18 protein-coding genes are annotated in these 16,908 nt (G+C 68.0%); 3 read left to right on the forward strand and 15 right to left on the reverse strand.

The genetic code is table 11. The annotated features are described in order from the left end of the window. Positions 1-1,887: a glutamine--fructose-6-phosphate transaminase (isomerizing) gene (glmS, locus tag G412_RS0112180; protein WP_028812346.1), complete on the reverse strand. Its 1,887-nt coding sequence runs from the start codon at positions 1,885-1,887 to the stop codon at positions 1-3. Positions 1,888-1,965: 78 nt separating this feature from the next. On the opposite strand from glmS, the gene coaA reads away from it, so the two are divergent. Beyond that, positions 1,966-2,967 carry a type I pantothenate kinase gene (gene coaA / locus G412_RS0112185; RefSeq protein ID WP_028812347.1) on the forward strand — a complete coding sequence of 334 codons (1,002 nt, stop codon included), beginning with the start codon at positions 1,966-1,968 and terminating at the stop codon, positions 2,965-2,967. 12 nt (positions 2,968-2,979) lie between these two features. Next, positions 2,980-3,924 (forward strand): DUF389 domain-containing protein, encoded by a 945-nt coding sequence (locus tag G412_RS0112190; protein ID WP_028812348.1) that lies wholly within the window; start codon positions 2,980-2,982, stop codon positions 3,922-3,924. On the opposite strand, the gene glmM is transcribed toward G412_RS0112190, so the two are convergent. The 4 genes from glmM to G412_RS0112210 all read right to left on the reverse strand — a co-directional run bounded on the left by glmM (position 3,921) and on the right by G412_RS0112210 (position 8,568). Continuing rightward, positions 3,921-5,279: a phosphoglucosamine mutase gene (gene glmM, locus G412_RS0112195; protein WP_028812349.1), complete on the reverse strand. Its 1,359-nt coding sequence runs from the start codon at positions 5,277-5,279 to the stop codon at positions 3,921-3,923. The two genes, G412_RS0112190 and glmM, sit on opposite strands and share 4 nt — an antisense overlap. Positions 5,280-5,396: 117 nt before the next feature. Further along, entirely contained in the window at positions 5,397-5,924 is a 528-nt protein-coding gene (gene rpsI, locus G412_RS0112200; RefSeq protein ID WP_028812350.1) for a 30S ribosomal protein S9, read from the reverse strand. A gap of 44 nt (positions 5,925-5,968) precedes the next feature. Next, a complete protein-coding gene (gene rplM / locus G412_RS0112205) occupies positions 5,969-6,412 on the reverse strand; it encodes a 50S ribosomal protein L13 (protein WP_028812351.1) in 444 nt (147 codons plus the stop codon). A gap of 527 nt (positions 6,413-6,939) precedes the next feature. Then, positions 6,940-8,568, reverse strand: a complete 1,629-nt coding sequence (locus G412_RS0112210) for an ABC-F family ATP-binding cassette domain-containing protein (RefSeq protein ID WP_028812352.1) — start codon at positions 8,566-8,568, stop codon at positions 6,940-6,942. A gap of 47 nt (positions 8,569-8,615) precedes the next feature. Here G412_RS0112210 and G412_RS0112215 point away from each other — a divergent pair, with 47 nt between their 5' ends. Beyond that, entirely contained in the window at positions 8,616-9,503 is an 888-nt protein-coding gene (locus G412_RS0112215) for a hypothetical protein (protein WP_028812353.1), read from the forward strand. On the opposite strand, the gene truA is transcribed toward G412_RS0112215, so the two are convergent. The 10 genes from truA to secY all read right to left on the reverse strand — a co-directional run bounded on the left by truA (position 9,477) and on the right by secY (position 16,714). Next, positions 9,477-10,361, reverse strand: coding sequence for a tRNA pseudouridine(38-40) synthase TruA (gene truA, locus G412_RS0112220; protein ID WP_028812354.1), 885 nt, complete (start codon positions 10,359-10,361; stop codon positions 9,477-9,479). The two genes, G412_RS0112215 and truA, sit on opposite strands and share 27 nt — an antisense overlap. Positions 10,362-10,447: 86 nt before the next feature. Further along, on the reverse strand, positions 10,448-10,945 hold the full coding sequence (rplQ, locus tag G412_RS0112225; RefSeq protein WP_028812355.1) for a 50S ribosomal protein L17: 498 nt from the start codon (positions 10,943-10,945) through the stop codon (positions 10,448-10,450). A 78-nt stretch (positions 10,946-11,023) separates the two neighbouring features. After that, positions 11,024-12,046, reverse strand: a complete 1,023-nt coding sequence (locus G412_RS0112230) for a DNA-directed RNA polymerase subunit alpha (protein WP_003956430.1) — start codon at positions 12,044-12,046, stop codon at positions 11,024-11,026. Positions 12,047-12,195: 149 nt separating this feature from the next. Continuing rightward, on the reverse strand, positions 12,196-12,600 hold the full coding sequence (rpsK, locus tag G412_RS0112235; RefSeq protein ID WP_003948617.1) for a 30S ribosomal protein S11: 405 nt from the start codon (positions 12,598-12,600) through the stop codon (positions 12,196-12,198). A 65-nt stretch (positions 12,601-12,665) separates the two neighbouring features. After that, the gene (rpsM, locus tag G412_RS0112240) at positions 12,666-13,046 is read right to left on the reverse strand and encodes a 30S ribosomal protein S13 (protein WP_028812356.1); all 381 of its coding nucleotides are present in this window, start codon (positions 13,044-13,046) and stop codon (positions 12,666-12,668) included. Between the two features lie 192 nt (positions 13,047-13,238). After that, the gene (rpmJ, locus tag G412_RS0112245) at positions 13,239-13,352 is read right to left on the reverse strand and encodes a 50S ribosomal protein L36 (protein WP_009740505.1); all 114 of its coding nucleotides are present in this window, start codon (positions 13,350-13,352) and stop codon (positions 13,239-13,241) included. Between the two features lie 59 nt (positions 13,353-13,411). Continuing rightward, positions 13,412-13,633, reverse strand: a complete 222-nt coding sequence (infA, locus tag G412_RS0112250) for a translation initiation factor IF-1 (RefSeq protein WP_003956442.1) — start codon at positions 13,631-13,633, stop codon at positions 13,412-13,414. Positions 13,634-13,782: 149 nt separating this feature from the next. Beyond that, positions 13,783-14,619 carry a type I methionyl aminopeptidase gene (gene map, locus G412_RS0112255; RefSeq protein ID WP_028812357.1) on the reverse strand — a complete coding sequence of 279 codons (837 nt, stop codon included), beginning with the start codon at positions 14,617-14,619 and terminating at the stop codon, positions 13,783-13,785. A 119-nt stretch (positions 14,620-14,738) separates the two neighbouring features. Beyond that, positions 14,739-15,401: an adenylate kinase gene (locus G412_RS0112260; RefSeq protein WP_028812358.1), complete on the reverse strand. Its 663-nt coding sequence runs from the start codon at positions 15,399-15,401 to the stop codon at positions 14,739-14,741. Further along, complete coding sequence (secY, locus tag G412_RS0112265; RefSeq protein ID WP_028812359.1) at positions 15,401-16,714, reverse strand: preprotein translocase subunit SecY; 1,314 nt, start codon at positions 16,712-16,714, stop codon at positions 15,401-15,403. Before secY ends, G412_RS0112260 begins: the two co-directional genes overlap by 1 nt. Between the last annotated feature and the right edge of the window lie 194 nt (positions 16,715-16,908).

The raw sequence follows: 16,908 nt of genomic DNA on the forward strand, positions 1-16,908 counted from the left end.
TCACTCCACCGTCACGGACTTGGCCAGATTCCGGGGCTGATCGACCTCATTGCCCCGAGCCGTGGCGAGCTCACAGGCGAAGACCTGCAAAGGCACGGTGGAGACCAGCGGCTGCAAAAGCGTCGGCGTAGCCGGAATCCGGATCAGATGATCGGCGTACGGAACAACCGCCTCGTCACCTTCCTCAGCGATCACAATCGTCCGGGCCCCCCGCGCCCGGATCTCCTGCATGTTCGACACGATCTTGTCGTGCAGAACGGACCGCCCCCGAGGCGAAGGAACCACAACAACCACCGGCAGATCGTCCTCAATCAGAGCAATGGGCCCATGCTTCAGCTCACCCGCGGCGAACCCCTCCGCATGCATATAGGCGAGTTCCTTCAGCTTGAGCGCGCCCTCCAGGGCGACCGGATATCCCACATGCCGCCCCAGGAAAAGCACCGTGTTCTTCCGCGCCAGCGACCGGGCCAGCTCCCGCACCGGCTCCATGGTCTCCAGGACCCGCTCCACCTCGCCCGAGATGGCGGACAGCTCGCGCACCACGCCCCGCACCTCGTCCCCCCACTTGGACCCGCGCACCTGCGCCAGATAGAGCGCGACCAGATAACAGGCGACCAACTGCGTCAGGAACGCCTTGGTGGAGGCAACGGCGACTTCCGGCCCGGCATGCGTATAAAGCACCGCGTCCGACTCACGGGAAATGGTCGAGCCGTTCGTATTGCAGATGGCCAGAACCTTCGCGCCCTGTTCCCGCGCGTGCCGCAGCGCCATCAGGGTGTCCATGGTCTCGCCGGACTGCGAAATCGCGATCACCAGCGTCCGCGAGTCAAGAATGGGATCGCGGTACCGGAATTCACTCGCCAGCTCGGTCTCGCAGGGGATGCGCGTCCAGTGCTCAATGGCCAGCTTCGCGATCATCCCCGCGTGAAAGGCGGTCCCACAGGCGACCACCACGACCTTGTCGACTTCCCGCAGTACGGAATCGGGAATCCGCACCTCGTCCAGGGTCAGCGACCCGCCCGAGTCGATCCGCCCCAGCAGCGTGTCGGCGACGGCCTTCGGCTGTTCGGCGATCTCCTTGAGCATGAAGTAGTCGTAGCCGCCCTTTTCGGCGGCGGAGGCGTCCCAGTCGATGCGGTACGACCGCACTTCCGCGGGCGCGCCGTGGAAATCAGTGACCGTGACCGACACCCCGGCAGCGCCACCCACACCCCCGGACCCACCCTCGTCCCGCCGCAGTTCGACGACCTGGTCCTGCCCCAGCTCGATCGCGGAGCGCGTGTGCGCGATGAACGCGGCGACATCGGAGGCGAGGAAGGCCTCCCCCCCCCCCACCCCCACCACCAGCGGCGAGTTCCGCCGCGCGCCCACCACCACATCGGGCTCGTCCGCGTGAACCGCGACCAGCGTGAACGCCCCTTCGAGCCGCCGGCACACCAGCCGCATCGACTCCGCCAGGTCCCCGCACGAGGAGAAGGACTCGGCCAGCAGATGCGCCACGACCTCGGTGTCGGTCTCCGACACCAGCTCGTGCCCGCGCTCGGCGAGCTCGTCCCGCAACACGGCGAAGTTCTCAATGATCCCGTTGTGTACGACGGCGACCCGGCCCGCGTTGTCCAGATGCGGATGCGCGTTGGCATCGGTCGGCCCCCCGTGCGTGGCCCACCGGGTGTGTCCGATCCCCGTGGCCCCGGCCGGCAGCGGCCGCCCCACGAGCTCCTTCTCCAGGTTGACGAGCTTGCCCGCCTTCTTCCCGGCGGCCAGCCCACCATCGGCGAGGACGGCCACGCCTGACGAGTCGTAACCCCGGTATTCGAGCCGCTTCAGTCCCGCGACGACAACATCAAGCGCCGACTGCCCGCCGACGTACCCCACGATTCCGCACATGTCCGCACCCTACGGCCGACGCCCCCACGTGACCGAGCACACCACCCACTGCGGCCCCGCACACCCGACAATGTTCATGTGATCACTTCGCCGCCAGGAAGCACCCAGCGAGGCGCCCAGCGCCGGGCAGACGCTTCGCCGTACCTGGACCTGACCCGGGCGGAGTGGAGCGCCCTGCGCGACAAGACGCCGCTTCCTCTCACGGCGGAGGAGCTCGAAAAGCTCCGCGGCCTGGGCGACGTCATCGACCTCGACGAGGTACGGGACGTCTACCTCCCCCTGTCCCGCCTGCTCAACCTCTACGTACAGGCGACCTCGGGCCTGCGCGGCGCCCTGAACACCTTCCTCGGCGACGCGCCCAACGGCCACGGCGCCCAGCGCGGCACCCCGTTCGTCATAGGAGTGGCGGGCAGCGTGGCCGTGGGCAAATCAACGGTCGCCCGGCTGCTCCAGGCCCTGCTGGCCCGCTGGCCGGAGCACCCCCACGTCGAGCTGCTCACCACCGACGGCTTCCTCTACCCCATGGAGGAGCTGGAGCGCCGCGGCCTCCTGGCGCGCAAGGGCTTCCCCGAGTCGTACGACCGGCGCGCCCTGACCCGCTTCGTCGCCGACATCAAGGCCGGCAAGGACGAGGTCACCGCGCCCGTCTACTCGCACCTGATCTACGACATCGTGCCGGGCGAGCGCCTCACGGTCCGCCGCCCGGACATCCTGATCGTCGAGGGCCTGAACGTCCTGCAGCCCGCGCTCCCCGGCAAGGACGGCCGCACGCGGGTCGGTCTCGCCGACTACTTCGACTTCAGTGTGTACGTCGACGCGCGCGCCGAGGACATCGAGGCCTGGTACCTGGGCCGCTTCCGCAAGCTGCGCGAGACGGCGTTCCAGGACCCGTCCTCCTACTTCAGGAAGTACACCCAGGTCTCCGAGGAAGAATCCCTGGACTACGCCCGTACGATGTGGCGGACCATCAACAAACCCAATCTGCTGGAGAATGTGGCGCCCACGCGCGGCCGTGCCACGCTGGTTGTCCGCAAGGGCCCCGACCACAAGGTCAAGCGCCTCTCACTCCGCAAACTCTGAGGGACTGACACCGTGCTTCACCTTCGCCTGATCGTGCCCGCCGACCGTACCGACGAGGTGGTCAGCACGGTGGAGAAGACGGTCGGCACCGCACACCTCGCCGTCGTCGCCGGGGCGGCCCGCGATCCGGCGGGCGATCTGATCATGTGCGACGTGGCGCGCGAGGCGGGCGACGACCTCATCAACACGCTCCGCGCCCTCGGCATCGACGAATGCGGTTCGATCGCGGTCGAGAACATCGATCTCTCCCTCTCCACGCGCGCCGACCAGGCGGAGAAGGACGCGCCGGGCGAGGCCGCGGACGCGGTGCTGTGGGAGCAGTTGTCGGACGCGACCCACGAGGAGTCGACCCTCTCCGTCACCTACATCGCGTTCCTGTCGCTGGCGACGATGATCGCGGCCTGCGGTGTGGTGCTCGACAACGCGATCCTGATCGTGGGCGCGATGGCGGTGGGCCCGGAGTTCGGCCCGCTGGCGGGCTTCTGCACGGCGCTGGTGCAGCGCGCCCCGAAGCTGGCGTGGCGCTCGTTCACCGCGCTGATCGTGGGCTTCGCCGCGGCGATGGCGGTGACGGTCGTGTTCAGCCTCTTCATGAACGCGACGGGCCTGTTCACCGAGGAGCAACTGGCAGCGGACCGCCCCAATACGGGCTTCATCTACGCGCCGGACTGGTTCTCGTTCGTTGTGGCGGTACTGGCGGGCGCGGCCGGCATGCTGTCGCTCACCTCGGCCAAGTCCGGCGCCCTGGTGGGCGTAGCGATCTCGGTGACGACAGTGCCGGCCGCGGCCAACGCCGCCGTGGCGCTCATCTACGGGGACGCCGCCCAGACCTGGCGCTCCTCCGAGCAGCTCCTGCTCAACCTGCTGGGCATCGTCGTCGCCGGTACGCTCACGCTGCTCGCCCAGAAGTACCTGTGGGCGAAGCAGCGCGAACGTACCGCGCGAAACAACGCCTAACCCAGCGCGGACTTCACCACATCGGCGAGCCGCCCCGCGACCGCCTTCGCCTGCTCGATGTCGGCCGCCTCGACCATGACCCGCACCAGCGGCTCGGTGCCCGAGGAGCGCAGCAGCACCCGTCCCGTGGCGCCCAGCTCTCGCTCGGCGTCGGCGACGGCGGCCGCCAGCTCGGCGGAGGTGGTGACGCGCGACTTGTCGACGTCGGGCACGTTGATGAGGATCTGCGGCAGTCGGCTCATGACCCCGGCGAGGTCCGCGAGCGTACGCCCGGTGGCGGCCACCCGCGCTGCCAGCATCAGCCCGGTCAGGGTGCCGTCGCCGGTGGTCGCGTGGTCCAGCACGATCACATGCCCGGACTGCTCACCGCCGAGCGCGTACCCCTCGGCCTTCATGGCCTCCAGCACGTACCGGTCCCCCACCCCGGTCTGGACGAGCTCGATGCCCTCGCGCTCCATGGCCAGCTTGAAGCCGAGGTTCGACATGACGGTGCCGACGACGGTGTTCCTCCGCAGCTGACCGGCCTCGCGCATGGCGAGGGCGAGCACGGCGAGGATCTGGTCCCCGTCGACCTCACGCCCCTCGGCATCGACAGCGAGGCACCGGTCGGCATCCCCGTCATGGGCGATCCCGAGATCGGCACCGTGCTCGACCACAGCGGCCTGGAGCAGCTCCAGGTGCGTGGACCCGCACCCGTCGTTGATGTTCAGCCCGTCGGGATCGGCACCGATGGTGATGATCTCGGCGCCGGCCCGGGCGAAGGCCTCGGGAGAGACGCGGGAAGCGGCCCCGTGCGCCTCGTCCAGCACGACCTTGACCCCGTCGAGCCGGTTCGGCAGCACGCCGATCAAGTGCGCGATGTACTGGTCGAAGCCCGCGTCGTAGTCGGACACCCGTCCGACACCCGCGCCCGTCGGCCGCGCCCACGGCTCACCGGACCGGTGCTGCTCGTACACGGCCTCGATCCGGTGCTCCAGCTCGTCGGCGAGCTTGTGACCGCCGCGCGCGAAGAACTTGACACCGTTGTCCGGCATCGCGTTGTGGCTCGCGGAGAGCATGACGCCGAGGTCTGCACCGAGCGCGCCCGTCAGGTACGCCACCGCGGGGGTGGGCAGTACGCCCACCCTCAGAACATTCACGCCCGCGCTCGCCAGGCCCGCCACCACGGCGGCCTCCAGAAACTCCCCCGACGCACGCGGATCGCGTCCGACCACGGCGGTCGGCCGATGCCCCTCAAAGGTGCCCGCCTCGGCGAGCACGTGCGCCGCCGCGACCGACAGTCCGAGCGCGAGCTCGGCCGTCAGATCCGCGTTGGCGACACCGCGCACACCGTCAGTGCCGAAGAGTCGTCCCACTGGTGTCCTCCGAAAATGCTCCGAAAATGCAAGGTGGCTACAAAGCCATAAACGAACGCCCCGACAGGCACACAATGTGCCGCCGGGGCGAACGTCTGATGCAGGCGAGCAGGCGGGTTAGCGCTTGCTGTACTGCGGCGCCTTACGGGCCTTCTTGAGACCGGCCTTCTTGCGCTCGACCGCACGGTCGTCGCGGGAGAGGAAGCCGGCCTTCTTCAGCGTGGCGCGGTTGTTGTCCACGTCCGCCTCGTTCAGCGCACGGGCGACACCGAGACGGAGCGCACCGGCCTGACCGGAGACACCGCCACCCGCGATGCGGGCGATGACGTCGTAGCGGCCGTCGAGCTCGAGCACCTTGAAGGGCTCGTTGACTTCCTGCTGGTGGACCTTGTTCGGGAAGTAGTCCTCGAGCGTACGCCCGTTGATCTTCCACTTGCCGGTGCCCGGAACGATCCGGACGCGGGCGATGGCGTTCTTGCGACGGCCAAGGCCGGCCGCCGGCTGCGGGTCACCGAAACGGCCCGCGAGGGACTCGCTGGTGTACTCGCCCTCGACGGGAACCTCGGACTCGAAGGTGGTCACCTCGGCGAAGGTCTCTTCGGCCTCGGAACCCTCGACGGGCGTCTCAACAGTGGTCTCGGCCACGATTCTCCTCAGATTTCTTTCGTTCTTAGGGGGTGTGGCCGGAACTACTGCGCGACCTGGGTGATCTCGAACGGCACCGGCTGCTGGGCAGCGTGCGGGTGCTCGGGACCTGCGTAGACCTTCAGCTTCGAAAGCATCTGACGACCCAGGGTGTTCTTGGGGATCATGCCCTTGATGGCCTTCTCGACGGCCTTCTCGGGGCTCTTCGCCAGCAGCTCGTCGTAGCGCACCGAACGGAGACCGCCCGGGAAACCGGAGTGGCGGTACGCCATCTTCTGGGTCTTCTTGTTGCCGGAGAGGTGAACCTTCTCGGCGTTGACAATGATGACGAAGTCGCCCATGTCCATGTGCGGGGCGTAAATCGCCTTGTGCTTGCCCCGCAGGAGGTTGGCGGCAGTCGTCGCCAGACGGCCCAGGACGATGTCCTGCGCGTCGATGATGTGCCACTGGCGCGTGACATCGCCGGGCTTGGGGCTGTACGTACGCACGGTCGTAGCCTTCGCTTCTTCAGAGTGGGGTCTCCCCCAGCTCGTCAAGAGCTAGGGGAAGGGTCCTGACAAGGCCACTGGGACGATGACGACAGCCTTGGCGGCATTCGGGGACGCAACCCGTCTGCCTGCCGCTGGTCATCGGCCCGGTGGACCGGCGTAAGGGCCCCTCGCGTGAGAACGACCAAGCCAATACGCATAACGAACTGGAAGCTTACCCGCCTGCCCCCGTACGGGTCAAAACGGCCCGACACCCGCCCCCGACGGGCACGCAGCACCTCGTCAGCGGGTACGGACCGACGTGCGGCTGACAGCGCCTCGTCGGCGCGTGCGGGCGGTCCCGCCTGCGGCTGTCCCGCTTCGCCCCCGGCACCTTCCAGCCCGTCCGGCGTTTGAGGACCGGGGTCCGGGGCTGAGCCCCGCTTCGGGAAGGGGCGGGTCGGGGAAAGCCCGCCGCAGGCGCCCCACCCCGGCCGCCCGCCACCCGCACCCGCACAGCACCAGGCGCCCCAGCCGGCCCCCGCCCCCTACCGCGCCCGCTCCACCCGCCGCTCGTCCCACACCGGCTCCGCCGTCTCCCGTACGACCCCGTCCGAGCCGAAGACCAGATACCGGTCGAAGGTCTTCGCGAACCACCGGTCGTGCGTCACGGCCAGCACCGTCCCGTCGTACGCCTCCAGCCCCTCCTGCAGCGCCTCGGCGGACTCCAGGTCGAGGTTGTCCGTCGGCTCGTCGAGCAGCAGCGCGGTCGTGCCCTCCAGCTCCATCAGCAGGATCTGGAAGCGCGCCTGCTGCCCGCCCGACAGCCGGTCGAACGCCTGGTCCCCCTGGCGCTCCAGCTCGTACCGCCGCAGCGCGCCCATCGCCCCGCCCCGGTCCTTGGAATGTTCCGACCACAGGATGTCGACGAGGGTCCGCCCGACCAGCTCGGGATGCGCGTGCGTCTGGGCGAAGTGCCCGGCCACCACCCGCGCGCCCAGCTTCCACTCCCCGGTGTGCCTGACGTCCTCCCCGGCGAGCAGCCGCAGGAAGTGCGACTTGCCGGATCCGTTCGACCCGAGTACGGCGACCCGTTCCCCGTAATAGACCTCCAGGTCGAACGGCTTCATCAGCCCGGTGAGCTCCAGCCCCTTGCACACCACGGCCCGCACCCCCGTACGCCCACCCCGCAGCCGCATCCGGATGTCCTGCTTCCGCGGCGGCTCCGGCGGCGGCCCCGCCTCCTCGAACTTCTCGAACCGCGTCCGCATGGCCCGGTACCGCGACGCCATGTCGGGGCTGCTCGCGGCCTGCCCCCGCAGCCTCAGCACCAGCGCCTTGAGCCGCGCGTGCTCCTCCTCCCACCGGCGCAGGAGCTCCTCGAACCGGGCGAACCGCTCGGCCCGCGCCTCGTGGAAGGTGTCGAACCCGGCGCCGTGGACCCACGCGTCGGCCCCCGTCGCCCCCGGCTCCAGGCTCACGATCTTGTCCGCGGCCCGCGAAAGCAGCTCACGGTCGTGGGAGACGAAGAACACCGTCTTGCGGGTCTCCTTCAGGCGCTCCTCCAGCCACCGCTTGCCCGGCACGTCCAGATAGTTGTCGGGCTCATCGAGCAGCAGCACTTCATCCGGCCCCCGCAGCAACGCCTCCAGTACGAGCCGCTTCTGCTCACCCCCGCTGAGCGTCCGCACCTCGCGGAACTGCGCCTTGTCGTACTCGATCCCCAGCGCCGCCATGGAGCACATGTCCCACACGGTCTCGGCGTCGTACCCGCCGACCTCCGCCCAGTCGGACAACGCCTGCGCATAGGCCATCTGCGCCTTCTCGTCGTCCACGGTCAGGATCCCGTGCTCGGCCCGGTCGACGGCGGCGGCCGCCTCCCGGATCCGCTCCTGGGACACCGAGACCAGCAGGTCCCGCACCGTCCGCTCGTCCTGCACGGACCCCACGAACTGCCCCATCACCCCGAGCCCGCCGCTCACCGTCACCGAACCGCCGTGCGGCTGCAGCTCTCGGGAGATCAGCCGGAGCAGGGTCGTCTTGCCCGCTCCGTTGGGCCCGACCAGGGCCACGACAGCGCCCTCCCCCACCCGGAAGGAGACGTCGCCGAGCAGCGGCCGCCCGTCCGGCAGGTAGTACTCGACGTGTGCGGCCTCAAGATGTCCCATGCTCCGCATTCTCGCCGCCGTCCGCCGCATCACCCAACCGGATTAGGATGCGCGGCATGAGCTTTGGGCAAGGGGGGCCCTCCTGGGGTGGCCCCGAGGGACAGCAGAGCCCTCAGGATCCGTACGGAACGAACACAGCACCCGACACACCGGACTGGGCGGCACTCGCCGACGCCTCCGCCGCACGCGCCCGCCGCAAGCGGTGGATGTACATCGGCGGCGGCGTCCTCGCGACCGCCCTGGTCGGCGCGATCGTGGCCACAGCGGTCGTCACGACGAACGGCAAGACCACCGGCACCAACGGCTCCGCGACCGGGCTGCCGACCCCGGAGACCCTGCCGACCGGGTCCGCGCAGCCCGGCCCCTCCTTCTCCTCCCAGGCGCCCCCGCCCCCACCCAACCCCAGGGACTTCATCTCCAGCGCGCAGAAGGACAAGCTGCCGCTGAGCGCCGACAGCCTCTTCCCCGGCAAGAAGCTGAAGATGGGCGAGCGCGCGTACGCCAAGGGCGCGACGAACCGCACGACCAGCTGCTCCGCCGCGACCCAGGGCGCGCTGGGCTCCGTACTCGCCAACAACGGCTGCGACCAGGTCATCCGCGCGACCTACTCCAAGGGCGGCGTGGCCGTCACCGTGGGCGTCGCGGTCTTCGACACGGCCGCCCAGGCCCAGAAGGCCAAGGAGCAGGCGAGCGGCGGCCTCGCCTCCCTCCCCGGCGCCGGCGTCCCCACCTTCTGCCGGGGCGGCGTGTTCTGCCGCAAGACCGCCAACGCATACGGCCGCTACGCCTACTTCACCGTGAGCGGCTTCACCAGCGGCAAGAACGTCGTCACGACCGACAAGGACGTCTACACGACCGGCGACGACCTCGCGGAGTTCACGTTCCGTCAGATCCACCAGCGCGGAAAGACCCAGGCGTCAGCAGCAGCCACCGCCGGACAGTGAACCGGCCGGCGATCCCGGCAGCGTCCGCATGTTGCGGGCCTGCCGGGCCCGCTCGGCCAGCAGGTCGTCAGCGGGATACCCGACTTCTTCCAGCGTGAGGCCGTGCGGGCGTACGACATGGACAGCCGAGTCCCGTACGCCCGCCGCCAGCACCTTCCCCGGCCAGTCCGCGTCCCGGTGCCCGTCGCCGACGAACAGCATCGCGCCGACGAGCGAGCGCACCATGTTGTGGCAGAAGGCATCGGCGCGCACGGTAGCCGTGATCACACCGTCCGCTCCCCGCTCCCAGCTCAGTTCCTGAAGGGTCCGGATGGTCGTGGCGCCTTCGCGCCTCCTGCAGTACGCCGCGAAGTCGTGCTCCCCGACCAGCTTCTGTGCGGCCCGGTTCATGGCGTCGACGTCCAACGGCCAGTCGTGCCACAGCACATGTCCGCGCAGCAGCGGGTCCACGCCCCCCGGATTGTCCGTCACGCGGTACGCGTAGCGCCGCCAGACGGCCGCGAACCTGGCGTTGAACCCCGCGGGGGCCTCGGCCACCTTCCAGACCCGCACATCGTGCGCCAGCCGCCCCGCGAGCCGCCGCAGCAGCTTGTCGTGGTGCTCGGCCCAGACATTTTCCGGCAGGTCGACGTGCGCGACCTGTCCGCGCGCGTGCACGCCCGAGTCCGTACGCCCGGCGACCGTCAGCTCGTACGTCACCGAGGACCGCGTCACGGTCCGCAGCGCGTCCTCGATCTCACCCTGGACCGTGCGCCGGGCCGTCTGCTTCGCCCACCCGGAAAAGTCCTTCCCGTCGTACGAAAGATCCAGCCGCACCCGCACGAACCCCGGCGCCGCACCCTCAATGTCCTCGCTCACCAGCGCATCCTCTCAAAGCAGCAAAAACAGGCGGGCCCGCACCGCCCCGAAGGGTGATGCGGGCCCGCCCGGTGGAGTCAGAACGCTCAGGCGTCCTTGGACTCGCCCTCGGCAGCCTCGGCGGCCGGAGCGTCGTCCTGGGCAGCCTCGTCCTTCTTGGCTGCGTCTTCCTTCACCGCGCGCTTCGTCGCGGCCTCGGCCTCACCGGTGGCCTGCTGGGCCACGGTCAGCGCCTCGACCAGCTCGATGACCGCCATCGGGGCGTTGTCGCCACGACGGTTGCCGATCTTCGTGATGCGGGTGTAACCACCGGGGCGGTTCTCGTACCGCGGGGCGATCTCGGTGAAGAGCGTGTGGACGACGCTCTTGTCCGTGATCGTCTGCAGCACCAGGCGACGGTTGTGGATGTCGCCCTTCTTCGCCTTGGTGACCAGACGCTCGGCGACGGGGCGCAGGCGGCGGGCCTTGGCCTCGGTCGTCGTGATGCGGCCGTGCTCGAACAGCGACTTCGCCAGGTTGGCGAGGAGCAGACGCTCGTGCGCGGCGCTGCCGCCCAGACGGGCACCCTTTGCGGGACGCGGCATGGTGTTTCTCCTTGTGTCTGCACCGGCCGTATCAGGTACCGGTGTCAGTTACCGGCGAGCTGCTGCCCGCCGGAAGTTCTAGTACTGCTCGGTCTCGACGAAACCCGCGTCCGCGTCGTCGTCGGCGCCGAAGGCGTCGGCGGCGGCGGTCGGGTCGAATCCGGGCGGGCTGTCCTTGAGGGCCAGGCCCATGCCGGCCAGCTTCGCCTTGACCTCGTCGATCGACTTCGCACCGAAGTTGCGGATGTCGAGCAGGTCGGCCTCGGAGCGCGCCACGAGCTCACCCACGGAGTGGATGCCCTCACGCTTGAGGCAGTTGTACGAACGAACGGTGAGCTCGAGCTCCTCGATCGGCAGCGCCAGGTCGGCGGCAAGAGCGGCGTCCGTGGGGGACGGGCCCATGTCGATGCCCTCGGCGTCGATGTTGAGCTCGCGCGCCAGACCGAACAGCTCGACCAGCGTCTTACCGGCGGACGCCATGGCGTCGCGCGGCCGCATGGCCTGCTTGGTCTCGACGTCGACGATCAGCTTGTCGAAGTCGGTGCGCTGCTCGACACGGGTCGCCTCGACCTTGTACGTGACCTTGAGCACCGGCGAGTAGATGGAGTCGACCGGGATACGGCCGATCTCCTGGCCCACCTGCTTGTTCTGGACGGCGGAGACGTAGCCGCGACCGCGCTCGACGGTCAGTTCCATCTCCAGCTTGCCCTTGCCGTTCAGCGTCGCGAGAACGAGGTCCGGGTTGTGGACCTCGACGCCGGCCGGCGGGGCGATGTCAGCAGCGGTGACCAGGCCCGGACCCTGCTTGCGCAGGTACATCACGACGGGCTCGTCGTGCTCGCTGGAAACGACGAGCTGCTTGATGTTGAGGATGAGGTCGGTGACGTCCTCCTTGACACCCGGCACGGTGGTGAACTCGTGCAGGACGCCGTCGATCCGGATGCTGGTGACAGCGGCACCGGGGATCGAGGAGAGGAGCGTACGACGCAGAGAGTTGCCGAGGGTGTAACCGAAGCCCGGCTCGAGGGGCTCGATCACGAACCGCGAGCGGTACTCGTCGACGACCTCTTCGGTCAGCGACGGACGCTGAGCGATAAGCATGAGAAATGCCTCCAGTCTTGGCACCCACTATTTGATGCCAACTGTTACAAGGGTACGGGCGGCACGGCCCGAAGGACCGTACCGCCCGAGTACAACGCGTTCAGAGGTGAAGGTCGGTCTTCACTCGTCACGCACTGCAACAACCTGAATCAGACGCGGCGGCGCTTGGGCGGCCGGCATCCGTTGTGCGGGGTGGGGGTGACGTCCTGGATCGAGCCGACCTCGAGGCCAGTGGCCTGGAGGGAGCGGATCGCGGTCTCACGGCCGGAGCCGGGACCCTTGACGAAGACGTCGACCTTGCGCATGCCGTGCTCCTGCGCGCGGCGGGCGGCCGACTCGGCGGCCATCTGCGCGGCGAAGGGGGTGGACTTGCGCGAGCCCTTGAAGCCGACGTGGCCGGCGGAGGCCCAGGAGATCACGTTGCCCGTGGGGTCGGTGATCGAGACGATCGTGTTGTTGAACGTGCTCTTGATGTGAGCGTGCCCGTGAGCGACGTTCTTCTTTTCCTTGCGGCGCACCTTTTTGGCAGCGCCCTGACGACCCTTCGGGGGCATCTATATCTCCTACGGGAGGTGGTCGGTCCTACAGCGAAGACCGCTGATGAGCGTCCGGCTGAGGACTACTTCTTGCCCGGCTTCTTCTTGCCGGCGATCGCGCGACGCGGGCCCTTGCGGGTACGAGCGTTCGTGCTGGTGCGCTGGCCGTGGACCGGCAGGCCGCGGCGGTGACGCAGACCCTGGTAGCAGCCGATCTCGACCTTGCGGCGGATGTCGGCCTGCACCTCGCGACGAAGGTCACCCTCGGTCTTGAAGTTCACGTCCACGTACTCGCGGATCTTGACGAGGTCTTCCTCGGCCAGGTCACGAACGCGCGTGTCGGGGTTCACGCCGGTAGCGGCGAGAGTCTCCTGGGCACGGGTGCGACCGATGCCGAAGACGTAGGTGAGGGCGACCTCGATACGCTTTTCGCGCGGGAGGTCAACGCCTTCAAGGCGTGCCATGCATGGCTCCTGTTTGCTCGGAGGTCTTCCGCAGAACCGCTCCGTGGCCGCCGACCCCTCTCCTCAAGAGAGCGGTACGGACCAGGTCCCCGGCCTCCGCCGGAGGTGTCAGCACCCGTGGGCACTGGGTTCTGCGTAATTACGTTTTTACGTGCGTCGCGCGAAGTTCTGCGAGATGCAGGGGGTCGTGCGTCAGCCCTGGCGCTGCTTGTGGCGCAGGTTTTCGCAAATGACCATGACCCGGCCGTGACGGCGGATCACCTTGCACTTGTCGCAGATCTTCTTGACGCTCGGCTTGACCTTCATGAAAGTGAGGTTCTCCGGGTCAGTGCCGCCGCCCCGCTGACACGGGGCGTGGGCAAGATCTACTTGTACCGGTAGACGATCCGGCCACGCGTCAGGTCGTACGGAGACAGCTCCACCACGACCCGGTCATCCGGGAGGATGCGGATGTAGTGCATACGCATCTTGCCGCTGATGTGCGCTAGGACTTTGTGACCGTTCTGAAGTTCCACCTTGAACATTGCGTTCGGGAGGGACTCGATCACGGTGCCCTCGATTTCGATGGCACCTTGCTTCTTGGCCACGCTTCGCCCTTCGAATCGGCTACCTTGATCGACTCACGCATCCGTATGCAGGCATACGGGTACACGCGAGCCGACGAGTCAGTCTACGTCAGGCACCCGGAAAAGACGAATCCGGCAAGTGTGCCCAACAGTCAAGATCATTACGCCGTTCAGCCGAGGGGATCGGGCGCGGCGGTGATCCCGTACTCCGCCAGCTTCGCCTTGCCGCCGTCGACGGCTGTCAGGACCAGCGGTCCCTCCTCCGTCAGCGCCACCGAGTGCTCCCAGTGCGAGGACCAGGACCCGTCGGTCGTGACGACGGTCCAGTTGTCCTCCAGGACGTCCGTCTGCGCCGTACCGAGGCTCACCATCGGCTCGATCGCCAGGCAGAAGCCGGGCACCAGCTTGGGGCCCTTGCCCCGCTTGCGCGTGACGTAGTTCAGCAGGTGCGGGTCCATGTGCATCTCGGAGCCGATGCCGTGGCCGCCGTAGTCCTCGATGATCCCGTACTTGCCCGTCGCCGGACGCGGCTGGCGGCGGATGTACGACTCGATCGCCTTGGAGATGTCGACGAGCCGGTTGCCCAGCTTCATGGCGGCGAGGCCGGCCCACATCGACTCCTCGGTCACCCGCGAGAGCTCGACCAGCTCGGGCGCGTGCCCCGTACCGACGAAGGCGGTGTACGCCGCGTCGCCGTGCCAGCCGTCGATGATCGCGCCGGCGTCGATCGAGATGATGTCGCCGTCCTTCAGGACCGTCTTCTCGTCCGGGATGCCGTGGACGACGACCTCGTTGACCGAGGTGCAGATCGTGGCGGGGAAACCGCCGTACCCGAGAAAGTTCGACTTCGCACCGTGCTCGGCGAGCACCTTGCGGGACACCTCGTCCAGATCCCTGGTGGTGGCGCCGGGTACGGCCGCCTCGCGCGTGGCCGCGTGGACGGCGGCGACGACCAGCCCCGCCTCGCGCATCTTCGCGATCTGCTCGGGGGTCTTGATCTCCACCATGAGTGTGCCTTCCACCTTCGCTGTCACTACGTACTACGTCCCACGTACTACCCGCCCAACAGTACGGCCGCGGCGCCTCTCGGACACCGCGGCCGCAACCGTTGGCACTGCTCGTTCGATCAGCCCTTGCCGGCGGGCTTCTTCAGGGCTTCCATCGCCCGCCGGGTCACTTCGTCGACCTTGCCCAGCGCGGAGATGGTGACCACCAGGCCCTGGGCCTTGTAGTGGTCGATGATCGGCTCGGTCTCACTGTGGTAGACCTCCAGCCGGCGGCGCACCGTTTCCTCGGTGTCGTCGCCGCGCTGGTAGAGCTCGCCGCCGCAGACGTCACAGACGTCGTCCTGCGCGGGCGGGCTGTACGTCACGTGGAAGACGTGGCTCGAATCGTTGCGGCAGATACGCCGGCCCGCGATCCGCTTCACGACCTCGTCCTCGGGGACTTCCAGGTCCAGTACGCCGTCGAGGTGGAGGCCCTCCGCCTTCAGCCACTCGTCGAGCGCCACGGCCTGCGAGACATTGCGCGGGAAGCCGTCGAGCAGGAACCCGCCCACCGCGTCGGCCTGGCCCATGCGGTCCTTGGCCATCCCGATGGTGACCTCGTCCGGCACCAGGTTGCCGGCGTCCATGAACGCCTTCGCCTGCTTGCCGAGGGCGGTGCCCTGGCTGATGTTGGCGCGGAAGAGGTCGCCCGTGGAGATGTGCGGGATCGACAGGTTCTTGGCAAGGAACGCGGCCTGCGTTCCCTTGCCGGCACCGGGCGGTCCGACGAGGACGATTCGCATCAGCGGAGGAACCCTTCGTAATTGCGCTGCTGGAGCTGGCTCTCGATCTGCTTCACGGTCTCCAGACCCACACCCACGATGATGAGGATGCTTGTTCCACCGAAGGGGAAGTCCTGGTTCGCGCCGAAGCCCGCCAACGCCATCGTCGGCACAAGAGCGATCAGACCCAGATACAGCGAGCCCGGCCAAGTGATCCGGTTGAGCACGTAGCTCAGGTACTCGGCGGTAGGCCGACCTGCCCGGATACCCGGGATGAAGCCACCATACTTCTTCATGTTGTCGGCGACTTCCTCGGGGTTGAACGAGATCGCCACATAGAAGAAGGCGAAGAACACGATCAACAGGAAGTACGTGGCGATGTAGATGGGCTTGCCATCCACGAAGTTCGCCTGGATCCACGTGCCCCAGCTGGAGTTTGCGCCCCCACCGCTGAACTGAACGATGAGCATGGGGATGTAGAGCAGAGACGAGGCGAAGATGACCGGAATCACACCGGCCTGGTTCACCTTGAGCGGGATGTACGTGGACGTACCGCCGTAGGACTTCCGGCCGATCATGCGCTTCGCGTACTGCACGGGAATCCTGCGCTGCGCCTGCTCGACGAAGACGACAAGGCCGACCATGGCGAAGCCGACCAGGATCACCACACCGAACTCGATCCAGCCGTTCGCGAGATCGCCCTGCTTCTTGATGGCCCACAGCGCGCCCGGGAAGCCGGCGGCGATCGAGATGAACATCAGGATCGACATGCCGTTGCCGATGCCGCGATCGGTGACGAGCTCACCGAGCCACATGACGGTCGCGGTGCCCGCGGTCATCGTGACGACCATGATGAGGGTCACGAAGATGGACTTGTCGGGGACGATCTGGTCCGCGACCTGACAGCCCTGGAAGATCGCGCCGTTGCGGGCGGTGGCCACCAGGCCGGTGCCCTGAAGCACGGCGAGGGCAACCGTCAGATAACGCGTGTACTGCGTGATCTTGGCCGTACCGGACTGTCCCTCCTTCTTGAGGGCCTCCAGTCGCGGAATCACCACGGTCAGCAGCTGCAGGATGATGCTCGCCGTGATGTACGGCATGATGCCGAGCGCGAAGATCGTGATTTGCAGCAGCGCGCCACCACTGAACAGGTTGACGAGTCCGAAGAGCCCGCCCGTCTGGGCCGCGTCGACGCAGATCTGAACGTTCTTGTAGTTGACGCCGGGAACCGGAACGTGGGCCCCGAGCCGGTACAGCACGATGATGCCCAGTGTGAAGAGCAGCTTCTTGCGCAGGTCGGGCGTCTTGAACGCCCGGGCGAACGCGGTGAGCACGGTGCCTCCTGCGACCCCCGCGCTACTGCGTCAGAGGTGACGGTATTGAGGATCGACGAATCCGACGAAAACGAATACAAAGCAGTCAAAAGCCGTGCGGACGCACCGCACGGAAGTTAACGGTGCACGCCACCATACCGGCGACCATGCCCCCCTTGGAACGACCAACCGGGGATGCCCCTTTTGGGAGGCAT

Source organism: Streptomyces flavidovirens DSM 40150 (assembly GCF_000429085.1).
Classification (GTDB): domain Bacteria; phylum Actinomycetota; class Actinomycetes; order Streptomycetales; family Streptomycetaceae; genus Streptomyces; species Streptomyces flavidovirens.

What these genes read in the sequence shown, in the direction of transcription:
- glmS (WP_028812346.1), bottom strand. Translation starts at nt 1,887, where the DNA reads ATGTGCGGAATCGTGGGGTACGTCGGCGGGCAGTCGGCGCTTGATGTT.
- G412_RS0112210 (WP_028812352.1), bottom strand. Translation starts at nt 8,568, where the DNA reads ATGCGGAGCATGGGACATCTTGAGGCCGCACACGTCGAGTACTACCTG.
- G412_RS0112215 (WP_028812353.1), top strand. Translation starts at nt 8,616, where the DNA reads ATGAGCTTTGGGCAAGGGGGGCCCTCCTGGGGTGGCCCCGAGGGACAG.
- rplQ (WP_028812355.1), bottom strand. Translation starts at nt 10,945, where the DNA reads ATGCCGCGTCCCGCAAAGGGTGCCCGTCTGGGCGGCAGCGCCGCGCAC.
- G412_RS0112230 (WP_003956430.1), bottom strand. Translation starts at nt 12,046, where the DNA reads ATGCTTATCGCTCAGCGTCCGTCGCTGACCGAAGAGGTCGTCGACGAG.
- rpsK (WP_003948617.1), bottom strand. Translation starts at nt 12,600, where the DNA reads ATGCCCCCGAAGGGTCGTCAGGGCGCTGCCAAAAAGGTGCGCCGCAAG.
- rpsM (WP_028812356.1), bottom strand. Translation starts at nt 13,046, where the DNA reads ATGGCACGCCTTGAAGGCGTTGACCTCCCGCGCGAAAAGCGTATCGAG.
- rpmJ (WP_009740505.1), bottom strand. Translation starts at nt 13,352, where the DNA reads ATGAAGGTCAAGCCGAGCGTCAAGAAGATCTGCGACAAGTGCAAGGTG.
- map (WP_028812357.1), bottom strand. Translation starts at nt 14,619, where the DNA reads ATGGTGGAGATCAAGACCCCCGAGCAGATCGCGAAGATGCGCGAGGCG.
- G412_RS0112260 (WP_028812358.1), bottom strand. Translation starts at nt 15,401, where the DNA reads ATGCGAATCGTCCTCGTCGGACCGCCCGGTGCCGGCAAGGGAACGCAG.